Annotated in this window: 8 protein-coding genes; 4 read left to right on the top strand and 4 right to left on the bottom strand. The window is 28.5% G+C overall.

Annotated features, from left to right (window positions below; genetic code table 11):
* Window positions 1–1,098 precede the first annotated feature (1,098 nt).
* The 4 genes from pitA to dnaN all read right to left on the bottom strand — a co-directional run bounded on the left by pitA (window position 1,099) and on the right by dnaN (window position 11,766).
* Window positions 1,099–2,673, bottom strand: coding sequence for an inorganic phosphate transporter PitA (pitA, locus tag FVIR_RS01470; protein WP_067498043.1), 1,575 nt, complete (start codon window positions 2,671–2,673; stop codon window positions 1,099–1,101).
* A gap of 4,439 nt (window positions 2,674–7,112) precedes the next feature.
* Window positions 7,113–9,527 (bottom strand): DNA topoisomerase (ATP-hydrolyzing) subunit B, encoded by a 2,415-nt coding sequence (gyrB, locus tag FVIR_RS01465; protein ID WP_067498040.1) that lies wholly within the window; start codon window positions 9,525–9,527, stop codon window positions 7,113–7,115.
* Window positions 9,528–9,543: 16 nt separating this feature from the next.
* Window positions 9,544–10,638 (bottom strand): DNA replication/repair protein RecF, encoded by a 1,095-nt coding sequence (recF, locus tag FVIR_RS01460; protein WP_067498036.1) that lies wholly within the window; start codon window positions 10,636–10,638, stop codon window positions 9,544–9,546.
* A gap of 27 nt (window positions 10,639–10,665) precedes the next feature.
* Window positions 10,666–11,766, bottom strand: a complete 1,101-nt coding sequence (gene dnaN, locus FVIR_RS01455; protein ID WP_067498033.1) for a DNA polymerase III subunit beta — start codon at window positions 11,764–11,766, stop codon at window positions 10,666–10,668.
* A gap of 1,296 nt (window positions 11,767–13,062) precedes the next feature.
* On the opposite strand from dnaN, the gene rpmH reads away from it, so the two are divergent.
* The 4 genes from rpmH to yidC are packed head-to-tail and all read left to right on the top strand — an operon-like array spanning window position 13,063 to window position 15,451.
* A complete protein-coding gene (gene rpmH / locus FVIR_RS01450) occupies window positions 13,063–13,206 on the top strand; it encodes a 50S ribosomal protein L34 (RefSeq protein ID WP_067498030.1) in 144 nt (47 codons plus the stop codon).
* 20 nt (window positions 13,207–13,226) lie between these two features.
* A complete protein-coding gene (gene rnpA / locus FVIR_RS01445) occupies window positions 13,227–13,583 on the top strand; it encodes a ribonuclease P protein component (protein ID WP_067498640.1) in 357 nt (118 codons plus the stop codon).
* Complete coding sequence (gene yidD, locus FVIR_RS02645; protein ID WP_067498027.1) at window positions 13,550–13,792, top strand: membrane protein insertion efficiency factor YidD; 243 nt, start codon at window positions 13,550–13,552, stop codon at window positions 13,790–13,792. The genes rnpA and yidD overlap by 34 nt, the downstream gene beginning before the upstream one ends.
* Window positions 13,793–13,810: 18 nt before the next feature.
* A complete protein-coding gene (gene yidC / locus FVIR_RS01435) occupies window positions 13,811–15,451 on the top strand; it encodes a membrane protein insertase YidC (protein WP_067498024.1) in 1,641 nt (546 codons plus the stop codon).
* The last annotated feature ends 82 nt before the right edge of the window (window positions 15,452–15,533 follow it).

The following is a 15,533-nucleotide window of genomic DNA, read 5'->3' as shown; positions in this document are numbered from 1 at the left end:
GATATCATATCGTTATATATTATATATTTTTTGAGTATTTCCATTTTTAGACTTTTATTTTAAATAAATTTCTATAAAATAATTTTTCTTATGTTAATAAATAGCATTTATTATTAATTTTTTACCTTAAAATACCTCTTCGTTTTTAGAAGATAAAACTAATAATAAAGAAAAATATTTTGATAAGTTTTTTAGATCTTTTATTTTATTTAGATATAAAAATAATAATTCTTAAAATAATATTACTATTATTACTTATATTAATTAAAATGCACTTATCACTTAAAACATCAGTAGATCATTCTATTTATAGAAATAGATCCTATATTAGTCCGCTTTATTTTTTAAAAAATAAAATATATTTTATAGTTATCTAATTTTTGCTGTAATTCAGCACATGATGCATAATTAGTTTTTTCAAATAATTGACAGAGAGTGAAAATCTCTTATGTTTTATCTCTATAGCAATTATTAATGAATTTATTATCTAGAGTTAATAATATAATATTATTGTAATATAAAAAGATAAAACAAAGAACTATAAATAGATTATGAATAATAAAAATCTATTTATTATCATCGCCTATCGAGATAATAGATAAAATATTTAGAAAATAAACACAAAACCATAAATAGACTCGAAAAAATAATTATAATGTAGTGCTTTTACAAACATTAGTTTTGCTATTAATGATATAGTATTTTTACTTAACTTATTATAATTTACTCTATTAATATAATATAAAGCATTAAATACTATCTTAACAGAAAATATTCATATAATGTTAAGATAGTATTTTAAACAGAACCTGATTTATATAAGATCACGTATCTAGTTTTTAGAGTTATAAATACTATCACTAATAATAGTAGTAAATTCTTACAGAAATAAAAATTCAATCTATGAAAAAGTAAATTTTCATAATTTAGATAAAGCACATATAATATATAATTTATATTATAATAAAGCATTTTATATTATAGCAAATACTATAACTAGAGTATTAATTATAAATAGTCAATCTTATTTCTCTAATTATTTTATTAAAAATACAGAATAAGACGGTCTTTTGACCGTCTTATTGCTTATGGCATAGATTAAATTAATTTTAACGCTATCCAGTAAAAGCTACCAGACAAAATAATCGCTGTCGGAAGCGTAAGTGCCCAGGCAAGAAGAATATTCTTTACAGTTTTACCCTGGATACCACCTCCATCAACTAGCATTGTACCGCTAACTGCGGATGATAGCACGTGAGTAGTAGAGACTGGCATGCCAGTATAGCTAGCTATACCGATAGACAAAGCTGTTGTTATCTGTGCTGATAATCCATGAGCGTAGGTCATTCCTTTTTTTCCAATTTTCTCGCCGATAGTTGTAGCTACTCGACGCCAACCTACCATAGTACCAAGTGAAAGTGCTAATGCTACAGCGATAACAATCCATATCGATGCGTATTCTACTGTATATAAAAGATCTTGGCGCATATTTAATAAGAAGTGTTTATCGATAGAAGAAGTCTCGGGTAACTTAGCTATTTTATCGATTATATCAGTAATACACATCAGTAGGCGTCTTACCTGAGTTCTCTGATCTGTATTGAGCGTTTCATAGCTATCTAGATTCTTTAACAACAATGAAGCATGATTGATAGCGAACAGAACCTTAGATGAATCATAATGCAGTTTATGTTGCTGAAAGACCTTTTCTTGATTTAATTTCTGATTATTAGTCATGAGCGCGATGTTAACATCAGATTGGTCTGCAGAAAGGGTTTTTAACGAGGCTAGTATCGGAATAAGCTGATTATCCGACTCTATCATATGAATAAATGAGTCTTGGTGTTTCATATAATATTGTTGAAAATGATTAACCGCATCACGAGTTCGACTGATATCACAGCTGCTAGCGTTTATATTGAGTACAAATCCTGCTGGTGAAATTCCTATTAATACCAGCATTATAAGACCGATCCCCTTTTGTCCGTCATTAGCACCATGAGAAAAACTCACACCGGCAGCGGAGAAAATTAAAGTAATACGTGTCCAGAATGGTGGCTTGCACTTACCATCCTTTTTTTCACGCTCTGCTGGCGTTAAATGGATACAGTAGCACTTTTTGGTACTACTCAAATAACGGCGAAGAAAGAACATTATTGAACTGGCTAGTATTAAACCTACTAAAGGAGAAATAATTAGCGATAGGAAAATTTCAATTAATTTAGGAATATTAAGTGCTTGAACTAATGAACTGTCAATAATCAACGTATTAGTTAGAGCAATACCAATAATTGCGCCAATTAGGGTATGTGAACTTGAAGCTGGTAATCCGAAATACCATGTACCTAAATTCCATAGAATCGCTGCAAGCAGAATAGAAAACATCATCGCTAAGCTATGGGCTGAACTAACATTAAGCAAAAGGTCTATTGGTAAGAGATGAACGATAGTATAGGCTACACTCAATCCGCCCATTAAAACCCCAAGAAAATTGAATACACCAGATATAGCAACTGCCAGTTGAGAGCATAGTGCACGAGTATAAATAACAGTAGCAACAGCATTAGCTGTATCATGAAAACCATTAATAGCCTCGTAAATTAAAACAAAAATTAATGCAAGCACCAGCATTAAACCGGTATGGAATTCCAAGCCAGTGAATAAATGTAGCATAGAGAGTTACGCCATTGTTTAGAGGTGAACGTACTGCATTATCTTCGACAAGAGGACTAAGGGAAAAGAAAAAAATATAACTTTTTTAATATTTTTTATGACTAAAACATAAACTTATTATTATAAACTTTTAAATTCAATAAGATACGTTATAATTCATCTTAAAAAATTTATTATGATAACATTACTACTATGTTAGTATTAGTATAATTTGATGTAAAATTATGCTAACCGAGTTGATCATTTATTTAAGTCATTAATTTTATTGTATAAAATTTGATCTAATTTTTGTAGATATTGCTACAGAAGTTTAATACTGATAAAATTGATCAATTATATCGTTATATTCTGTTGAATAACAATAAAAATCTAGTTTCAAATTTATAATAAAACCCCCTGATAATTTCCAAGAGAAATGCAGTTTTTCTAATCCCTGTCATTATCAATATATTAACTCTATCCAGAGCAAAATAACTATTTCTTAAAATCAGAATAGAGATATCTCTAATAAAATTCTATCGAATCTATAAATAGCTGACCTATTTCCTAGTATGAAAACACTTATCCATCTTTTTATAACTTTATTAAAAATTATTTATCTCTTACTAGTTGATAGTTATCAGATAAAAAATTGATTTATTAATGATATTAATAAAACAGATATTTATATTTATTTTATTAATATAAATAAAAGTAGTTTATTGATATCAAATCTAGAATTTATTCTGTTTTTATAAACATTTATTTTTGATAATTTTATATAAAAATTTCTGTCACTTGTTATATTGTATAATCTACTACTAGATCTTATATCGATATTAGTAGGTATTATAGTATTGATATTTTAAATATCAAATATGTATTTTTGCATATCTTTATCATATTGTAATTTTTAATTATATTACAGATTTTAATTTATAATCAACAAGCAAGTTATTAACCATTAATTTACTGCTGATTATAACATTAAATTTCTTTTCTTAAAAAGAAGTCAAAGAATTATTGATTATCAAAATAAGACTTTGATATTATATTAAAGTTATTGTTGTGTCTACTACTAAAATAGTAACAGTAGTTGTATAATAGTTTATATCATTAATCTTAAGCAGCTCATTCCTTATCTAACAGTGTAATGAGTATTATTACTATAAAATAGTAGATAAAACTCAATAAAAAGATGAAGACTGTCGTATTTCTGTTGTAATATAGATTAATATCGATAACAAACATTTATCATCTAAGATGCTTTACCACAAAATCTAGCGAGACATCTATTTATCTTTGATGTTTTATTTTACCAGTTTAATCTAATAGAAACAAGTTTAAATTATCCTAGAGCGTAGGATTAATCTCTAAATACTAAGATTATCCGTAGTGCTCCATTGAATTATTAAGCTGTGAAAGCATTTCTATCTGTAATAAAAGAAATAGTACTTGATAAAAATATAATGATCATAGTAAATTTATTAATGAAATTAACAAGATATATATATATCTTGTTTTTAGCTAGTTATGATTTTATATCAATTTCAATTTGCTAAGTTGAAATTATACCTGATCTGATAAAATCACAAAAAACCACATTTGCTTAGATGTAATTATGATTAAATCCATATATTTATAATCATAAACTATATATTGTTTTATTATGTCTCATAATTTTATGTATTACTTTATTGAGATTATTTAATAAATCCTATTAGAATGTTCTTATAAAAACATTATAAGTTTGATGAATATATCCTACTATATTTCTAATAATAGAATTCAACTTAATAAGTTATCTCACCATTATTATTTTAATATTAGTTCTATATGTAATGTATATGTTATTTTATTATCAGAAGATAGATTATCATTTGTTTAAACAAGATCTTTATCTATACTAGTTAAGAATTGTAAGTTGTATTCGTAATAAATTAAAATTATTTCTATTTAATTATTTTTTAAAAACAATATTACTATATATAAATAATATAATTATCTTCTTATTCCTTAGCATATAGTTGAATTACTATGATAAAATTTAAGCTATTTTGTTAAAAATTTTCTTAATTTCAAGTGATATTCATTTTTGTTACTATCTTAGTCTACACTAATAATACTAATTAAGTTTTTAGTGTTATTTCGTACTACTTTAATTTGATTTCTATAACTTCAATATAATTAAATCTTTTATTGTGTCGTTTTATATATTGTATATTTCATAACGTAGTTTTCACTATAAAACTGTTTAATATTGTTTCATCACCTAATTATTATAATATTATTAACTACTATATTAGATTATCTGTAATAATAGTATTTTATACGGTTAAGATTATTATCTTAATTTTTTAATGCTAATGCTGTATGTTATCTTATTATAAGTACTATATAAAATATACGATATTATTAATATTCTAATTATTAATATCATGATAACTAAATAAGTCTTAACTGATAATATATTTATTTGCTCAGTATGCTTTTTTAGCTTTCTTTAAAGAGACTAAATAGTCGGATGTATAACAAAATTATTTCTCATAAAAATATAATAACAAAATTATATGAGTATATTTTTATAGAAAATACTATTATTACGTTTTAATATTAATTTTTAATATGAATTAAATTTTTTAGATAACTGATTTATAATAGAATATCTTTTTATAGTTTTCGTAGTATACTTGAGTAGAAAAATTTTTATAAAAATGAGATACTATAGAATATTTCGACTGAAGATAATATTAGTATTAAAAATAATACTATCTATTAGCTAATATCTTTTAACTTTAGAACAACTATTACTTCAGTAAGTATTCTTAAAAATTTAGTGATTATAAAATAATACTATGAGATTAAAATAAAATATAATTTACCATATAATAATAAATTAATAAATTTCGTTAAAATATTTATACTATAAATACCACGTATTATAGATAATTATAGATTTTTTAGAATCTAATATTTTAAAAAAAATTATTTATTTTTTATTAAAAATCAATGCTTTATTATTTTATGCTCTATATTGTAATTTAAAAAGATAAGATATTTTTAATTTTTTTAATTTTTTTAATTTTTATGCTATATGATATAATGATATTTTAAGAGTAATAAATATCATAAATTTTTTTAAAAAATTACATAAATTTAAATAAAATGAGTATCATTCATTTTATGACCACGATCAATATAGTTAAAATAATTGATAAGTTAAAATTTATGCTTTTATATAAATACTGGAAAAATCCCAGTATATTAAATAACTTTATTAAATCATAAATTTATTTACTTTATTTATATTAAATAAAGACGATATTTATATAATAAATTATAACATTTGTTTTTAGTGGTCAATTATATCAATCATACTATACATAGTAGCATGATTGATTTTATAAATACGTAAATATTACAAAATAAATAGTACTGTTAATAGATTAAATAAAAAGTTTTTAATAACTTTATTTATAAATTTATTTAAAATAATTTTAAACAAATTTATAAATAATGAATTGGTAACTATTTAATTATCTTATTATAATTAAGAATTTTTCTACTAGACTAATAAATATTAAGTAATATCTTTAAAATATTTTGTATTAGATATAAAATTAATAATCAATATTATATATAAAATAATTTTAATTTTTTGACATTTTTCCAATTAGATTGAACCCGATATTTTATTTATTGATATTGCATCAATAAATAAAATACCTTTATAAACTAATTTACTAAGAAAAAGGTAATAAAATATTGAAAATTATATAAGAGATCTTTATTTTCTCAATCAAATAAATCAAAAACTAATAACTAAAATAAGATAAAAATATAAACATTATCAACATCTCAGGAGTTAATGACTAGTCTACCGGTAATAATTATCATTAATCCAATATCTAATAAGATTAGATGAATAAGATATATTTTTAAATGCAATAGTAAAGTATTAATTATAAAGAAAATTAGAGCTTTAAGTAGAAATATTTATTTAAATATTTTATATAATCAAGGCTATAAGATACGATGGTAATCTTTGATTTCTAATATTATATGATAAAGATAGAGAAAAACCACTATCTACTACATTAATATGCTAGCATCATTACTGTAAGCTTTCCTTTTGGCTATACATACAGCTTTATTAGATATTTTAATACCGATTAATTTAAGTTTATTATTTTTCATGTTTACTAATAAAAATTGATAACAGATTTATCACAAAATAGAAAATTTTTATTTTAATTGAAAAATTTCTCACTCAATATTATTGAGTGAGTTTATACTAAATTTAAGATAATATCAGGAATATTAATTTATATTACACAAAACATAGACAAGTATATAGAAATATAATACTGTAATTAACTGGCTTAATCTAACAATTAATTGAATTAGGATAAATCCATAAGGGGTTAATTCTGTAAGGTTTATAAGGTTTACGTTTTCTATTAAATATCAATATTTATAGCTTTTAACGCATTTTTTTCGATAAAATCACGCCGCGGTTCTACCGTATCCCCCATTAGAGTAGTAAACAATTGATCAGCTATAACAGCGTCCTTTATCGTAACGCGTAGCATATGGCGGCTGTCTGGATTCATAGTAGTTTCCCATAATTGTCTAGGGTTCATTTCGCCAAGACCTTTATAACGTTGTACTACTAAACCACGGTGTGATTCTTTTATTAACCATTCTATCGCTTGTTCAAAGCTTTTTACTGGATGACGACGTTCACCACGTTCGATATAAGCATCTTCTTCAATAAGATTTTTTAATATTTTTCCAAATGTTACTATTTTTTTATACTCATAGCTGTGAATAAAATTATAATCTAGTAAATAATCTTTACTGATACCATGCGTCCATACTTGGAGAAGCGGTTCAAATAGATGTAGTTCACGGTTTTCATGTATTTTATAAGTATAACTGTTGCCATATTGTTCATTATCGTTTAGTATTTGTATCAGTGAAGTAATCCAATTTTTAACTTGATCTTGTTGACTTAACTGTATTTTAGTCAAGTCTGGCTGATATATTAAGTAATTAAGAAATATACGTGGGAAGCGCCATTCCATGCGAACTATCATTTTTTGTACAGCATAGTATTCAGTTAACATATTTTCTAATGACTTTCCAGTTAGAACTGGCGTATGCGAGTTAATATATAATTTAGCATTATCTATTGCTAACGCTATTTGATACTGATCCATATCTGCATCATCTTTGATGTACTGCTCTTGCTTGCCTTTTTTTACTTTATAAAGCGGTGGTTGAGCAATAAATACATGGCCACGTTCAATCATTTCCGGCATCTGACGATAAAAGAAGGTTAACAATAAAGTACGAATATGTGAACCATCGACATCAGCATCAGTCATAATAATAATATTATGATATCGTAGTTTGTCTGGATTATATTCATCACGGCCTATGCCACAACCAAGAGCAGTAATAAGAGAAACGACTTCCTGCGAAGAGAGCATTTTTTCAAAACAAGCTTTTTCAACGTTGAGAATTTTTCCTTTTAACGGTAAAATTGCTTGATTTTTACGGTTACGTCCCTGCTTAGCTGAACCACCAGCAGAGTCACCTTCTACTAAGTAGAGTTCAGATAATGCCGGATTACGTTCCTGACAATCTGCTAATTTACCAGGCAAACCTGGTATATCTAATGCACTCTTACGACGGGTTACTTCGCGTGCTTTACGAGCGGCTTCACGGGCACGAGCAGTATTGATAATTTTATTAATTACAATTTTAGCATCATTAGGATGTTCTAATAGATATGCTACTAGTCGTTCATTCATTAGTGATTCTACTATTGGTTTCACTTCGGACGAAACTAATTTATCTTTAGTTTGAGATGAAAACTGTGGATCCGGCACTTTTATAGAAACTACAGCGATAAGCCCTTCTCTAGCATCATCGCCAATCACATTAACCTTAGCCTTCTTGCTATAGCCTTCTTTATCTATATAAGAATTTAGCGTGCGGGTCATTGCAGCACGGAAACCGGCTAGATGAGTACCGCCGTTGAGTTGGGGGATATTATTGGTAAAACAATAAATATTTTCATAGAAACTATTATTCCATTGAAGTGCAATTTCAACACCGATACTGTCTTTCTCGGTAGAGAAATAGAATACATTCGGATGAATAGGTATTTTGTTTTTATTCAAATATTCCAAAAAGGCTTTGATGCCACCTTTATGATGAAAGTGATCTTCTTGATTATTACGTTTATCATATAGACGGATAGAAATACCAGAATTAAGAAAGGATAGTTCCTGCAATCGCTTGGCTAATATTTCGTATTGAAATTCAGTATTTTTAGTAAAAATAGCAAAATTTGGCCAGAACCGTACGGTAGTGCCAGTCTGATTGGTCTTACCTACTATTTTTAGCGGAAATTGAGGTATACCGATATGGTAGATTTGTTGATATACTTTACCTTCACGCTTTATTGTTAACTCAAGTTTTTGAGATAAAGCATTTACTACTGATACACCAACTCCATGTAAGCCACCCGAAACTTTATAAGAGTTATCATCAAACTTTCCACCTGCATGCAATATAGTCATAATAACTTCAGCGGCAGAGACGCACTCTTCTTCATGGATACCAGTTGGAATACCGCGTCCATCATCCTGAACGGAAACCGAATTGTCTTCATGAATTTTGACTACAATTTCTTTACAGTAACCGGCAAGGGCTTCATCAATAGCATTGTCTACAACTTCGAATACCATATGATGTAAACCGGTACCATCACTAGTATCACCAATATACATACCTGGGCGTTTACGTACTGCATCAAGCCCCCTAAGTACTTTAATACTTGAGGAGTCATAAGAATTCGACATCAATATTTCCTATATTTTAAACTTTGTATTGGAAGCTTATTTTACCCTGCTCTACCTCAAATATCTTACCTTTTTTATTGGTAATATCATAAATTTGATCTGCGCTAATCGCACTAACAAAAACCTGAGCATTGGTAGCTTTCAGACGATTTGCTAAAAGACAACGATGTCTTGTATCTAGTTCAGATGCAAAATCATCAATTAGATAAAGACATTGAAGGCCGTTCCTATAAGTAAAGAACTCTCCCTGTGCTAAACGTAGAGCACATATTAATAATTTAAGTTGACCACGCGAAAGAATATATTCTACCGGCATACCTTCAATACGAATCTGGAGATCCGCTTTATGGGGACCAGAGCCAGTATAAGTTAGCGCTCGATCGCGTTCGAACTGTCGTTCTAGTAGCTCGCCAAAATCGATTTTTTTGTCCCAACCTTGTTGAAAACTAAAATCAAGGTGAAATTCCGGTAAAAATTGTTCACATATCGTAGTAATACCTGCTATAAGTTTAGAACTATACTCTGCGCGCCATTGAGTAATTCGGTTAGCTAACGGAATTATTTCTCGATCCCATGCACGTAACTGTTGATATTGACTTACTTGACGCAGAATAGTATTACGCTGTTTTAGTAATCGACGCAGATTACTCCAGGTAGTAAAAAAATCCGGCTCGTTATGAAAACATCCCCAATCCATAAAAGCACGTCGGTATTTAGGTCCACCATTAAGTAGGGTAAATCCTTCTGACGTAATCAGCTGTATTGGCAATAATTTAGCTAGTTCTGCCATTTTATAAATATTATTACCATCAACACGAACCGTACTATCGCCTAAGCGATTGCGTAGAATTCCTATCGATGTTGTTCGTGTATGTATACTGCTACTCTTAATACGTCCATGCAATACACATTCTGGTTGCTTATATCGAATAACCCGTTCGAATTGTGCACTACGAAATGCTCGACCGTGGCCAAGGATATAAATAGCTTCAAGAATATTAGTTTTTCCACTCCCGTTAGAACCTATAAAAAAATTGAAATTAGCAGATAAAGATAGATCAGCAGCAGCGATATTACGAAAATTTCGAATTAATAAATACGATAAAACCATTCGCTTACACTGTACCTTACTACTTGATTACAGTCGAATCGGCATAACAACATAAGATGACACCTGGTTAACGCTATCTTCAATTTGAACACTGGATACCTCATCGGTAATAAGTAACTGTAATTCCTCGCATTTTAACGCATTTAATACATCAAGTATATAGCTAACATTAAAACCGATTTCAATCTCACTACCCTGATAAGAGACATCTAATACTTCCTCTGCTTCCTCATGCTCTGGATTATTAGCGGTAATTTTTAGCTGATTACGACTAAGATAAAGTCGAATATTACGAAACTTTTCATTAGAGATAATTGCAGCTCGAGTGAAAGCCTGTTTAAGTAAATCGCAACTGGTTTTGAGTATTTTATCAGGATTTTTTGGTAATACGCGGTGATAATCAGGAAAACGACCATCAATCAGTTTAGAAGTGAAAATATAATCACCGATTCTGGCGCGAATATTATTGCTTCCAATTTGGAGTTTCATCAAATTTTCGCTGTTATCAAGTATTCGTATAAGTTCTATAACACCTTTTCGTGGAACAATAACAGAATTGGATGGCAGAATTTCGCCAATTGACATAGTGCAGATTGCTAGACGATGTCCATCTGTAGCTACTGTACGCAACTTTTTTCCTTCAGTTTCAAAAAGCATTCCATTTAAGTAGTAACGTACGTCTTGATGCGCCATAGAAAACTGTGTTGATTCAATTAGTCGCTTTAGAATAGAGTGAGCAATAGTGAACTCTACTTTACTTTCCCAATTATCTAGATTTGGAAAATCAGATGCGGGTAACGTGGAAAGAGAATATCGACTACGTTCTGAGCGAATGACTATTCGTTCTCCTTCTAAAGTTACTACGATCTTTGCACCTTCCGGTAATCCACGGCAAATATCAAAAAATTTACGCGCTGATACCGTACTTATACCTGGCTTATAGATAGTACTCAGTGTAATTTGAGCGACCATTTCTATTTCCAAATCTGTACCTGTTAGCAATAAGCGACCTTCATCTACCTGCAATAGCAAATTGCTAAGAATAGGTAAAGTTAATCGGTTTCCTAACAGACTACTAACTTTTTGGAGAGGTTTAAGTAACTTCTCACGTTCAACGATAAATTTCATAGTTATTAGATAATATTATAATTAATTTATGGAAATATTTTTTAACATAAAAATTTTCTTTATTAGACTATTAATTTTTTGGTAGGTATTCGGTACTATTAAATAATCTAGTCTGGCGAAATTATTTTTTAATTTTTAGACAGAACATAATTAATTGATTATTTCAACAATATTATTGTTATTTGCTTGTGGTGGGCTAACAAATGTGAACATCACTTAGAAAGCAAATTGATTATTCTAATTTTATGATATTTAAATACTATTTTTTGATATTATCGATAGCGATAATATTTCTCTATAACATCAGTAAATTTAATAACACTTTATATAAAAATCAATAATAATCTTCTCCTACTAGTAAAGTTATAATTATTAATAATAAGATTTAGTGCTTTTGTAATTTAACAAAGATAAAATGCAAGTATTTGATAATAAAATAATATTTTTATAATGGTTAGATTACTTTTTATTATTTTTCTTTATCAATATATGCGATTTAAATTAAAGTAAAGTAATAACTACTATTTCTTAACTAAAAGAAGCGAGATTTTATTTAATCTTATTATTTAATTATCTCTTTATAATTAATAGCTATTAGAGGTTAAGATAATCTTATAGTAACCTTGAAAAGATTTATTAATATATTGATATTGTTCAAATTTTAACTTAAAAAAATTACTGATAAATTGGATTTTTTTATAGAAAAACTAATAAAAATAAAACTATATAACTTAAAAATATTTTAATACAGATTACAGCAATACAACCTGTAAACTACTTTAAATAATTTTTCAATATATCTTATAGGTATTTCAACTAAAAATTTTATAATATAAATTATATGATAAAACTTTCTTAGTGCAATTTTTATCTTTTTATTCATGGAGTAGCTAATTGATTAATAATTTACCTAATAATCTATACACTGTATAAAAATTAAATTTATGATCGATATAATTAAAACCTGTTTTAATTTTTATCTCAGATTACTGATATCTAATTCTAATAAAATTTTATTTAGCAGAATACTTGTTTTTTTTGATTAACATTATATAATTATTTCACTGTGTGAAGTATTTGTTTTATCCTATTTTTGCTAGATAGAGATCCCAGTACAAACTTAGCTATTTAAGATAGTAGATGCGGTGTAAATAGACTAAGAACTGTAATAATTATTGCAGTTCTACCTTTTTATGTATACCATAAAATTGAGATAATAAATCTTTTTATTCCAAATTGACAAACACATCTGCTTATTGGTCAGTATCATTTTTATTTAGTTGGTAGAAAATCGTCATGAAACGTACTTTCCAACCATCCTTATTAAAACGAAATCGTTCCCACGGTTTCCGCGCCCGTATGAGAACAAAAAGTGGTCGTCAAATTTTGACACATCGTCGTGCAAAAGGTCGCGTGCATTTGACTGTATCTTCTAAGTAAAAAAAATGTTAAATAATCGAGTGGTTAAACTTGCATTTTCTCGAAAATTACGGTTATTAACCCAAAGTCATTTTGCTTTTGTTTTTCAACAACCTCAGTGGATTGGAACTCCGAATATTACCATCCTTAGTCGTTTTAATATGTTGGAGCATCCTCGAATCGGTTTAACGGTTTCTAAAAAAAACGTAAAATTAGCCCATGAACGTAATCGAATTAAACGCTTAACGCGAGAAAGTTTCCGTCTGCATCAACATGACTTGTCTGCTATGGATTTTATAGTCATTGCTAAGAAAAATACGGCTAGTCTAGATAATCACGTTTTGACTAAAGAATTGGAAAAATTATGGCGCCGCTATTATCGCCAGTTTCAAGATTAATAATCTGGTTGATACGTGGTTATCAATTTACTATTAGTATATTGCTCAAACCTCATTGCCGGTTTCAGCCAACTTGTTCCCAGTATGGAATTGAAGCAATAGGCAGGCATGGTATATTAAAAGGTCGTTGGTTGATATTAAAACGTATATTAAAATGCTATCTTTTAAATCCAGGCGGCAAAAATCCCGTGCCAACAAAAAAACTTTAACAACAGAGAACACTTACAATGGATTCGCAACGCAATCTTCTTGTCATCGCTCTGCTGTTTATATCTTTTATTATATGGCAAGCCTGGCAGATGGAGTATACTTCTGTATCTACCATTAAAACTACACAACAGACTGAACAGACTGAAAATACTACCATACTATACAAGGATAGTAGTAATATTCCTATCAGCAACACACAAAGCCAGATTATTGTAGTTAAAACAGATGTACTTTTACTAAAAATAAATACTCGCGGCGGTGATATTGAACAAGCTTTCCTATTGCCCTATCCCGATACAATAAATTCACCAAACCCTTTTCATTTATTAGAAACATCACCAAAATTTATCTATCAAGCGCAAAGCGGATTAATTGGAAAAAATGGTCCAGATAATCCCACTAATAAAAATCGCCCTTTATTTACCGCAAAACAGGACACCTATATTTTAGAGAATAATCAAACTGAATTGCACGTACCATTAACTTACATTGCTCTTGATGGAGTGGTATACACTAAAACTTTTATCTTAAAACGTGGTGATTTTTCTTTAAAAGTTAATTATTATATTAATAATACTAGTACACAGCCGCTTAATTTAGTAATGTTCGGTCAGTTAAAACAATCTATTAATTTACCCGAGGAGCGTAGTACTAGTAACAGTAACTTTTCATTACATACATACCGTGGTATAGCTTATTCTACTAAAGAAGATGCATATCAAAAATATAGCTTCAAAGATATAAAAAATAAAAATTTGAATGTTATCACCGATGGTGGCTGGATTGCCATGCTACAACAATATTTTGGTACAGCCTGGATACCTTTTACTGCTGGTAAAAACATATTTTATAGTCGGAATTTAAGAAATGGATTAGTGACAGTTGGATTTAAATCTACGCCTATTACTGTTGCAGTTGGAGGTAAGAGTGAACTAAAAGCTATACTGTGGCTTGGCCCTAAGATTCAAGATAAAATGGCGCTTATAGCTCCGAATTTTGATCTAGCAGTTGATTATGGTTGGCTATGGTTTATTGCCAAACCAATATTTAAACTATTGAAACTCATCCAAAACTATACTGGCAACTGGGGATTTTCTATTATTATTATTACATTTATAGTTCGAAGCATCATGTACCCGTTAACAAAAGCACAATACACCTCGATGGCTAAGATGCGAATGCTTAAACCGAAACTAGTAGCAATATGCAAACGTTTAAGTGATAATAAACAACAACAAAGCAAGGAAATAATGGCCTTATACAAAACAGAAAATATCAATCCACTAGGTGGATGTCTACCATTAATAATCCAAATGCCAATCTTTTTAGCACTGTATTACGTATTATCAGGTTCTATTGAATTACGCCATGCACCGTTCGCGCTATGGATTTATGATCTATCAGCACAAGATCCATATTTTATCCTACCCATCTTGATGGGCATTACAATGTTTTTTATTCAGAAGATATCTCCCATTACCGTCACTGATCCGATACGGAAAAAAGTTATGCTCTTTATTCCGATGATTTTCATTGTTTTCTTCCTTTGGTTTCCATCTGGTCTAGTATTATATTACACCGTTAACAATCTAGTGACTATCATCCAGAATCAGCTCATTTATCGTGATCTGTATAGTAGTAATAAAAAAAATAAGTAATAGTAAATATCTAGCTAGAGATTTACTCAAATAAGCATCCATTAATATGGAGCCTTTATTTTTTGTAACTATCTTGTTCAGG

The sequence above is a fragment of the Candidatus Gullanella endobia genome (assembly GCF_900048035.1).
GTDB classification, from domain to species: domain Bacteria; phylum Pseudomonadota; class Gammaproteobacteria; order Enterobacterales; family Enterobacteriaceae; genus Gullanella; species Gullanella endobia.
This window is presented reverse-complemented; position numbering and strand designations above follow the sequence as displayed.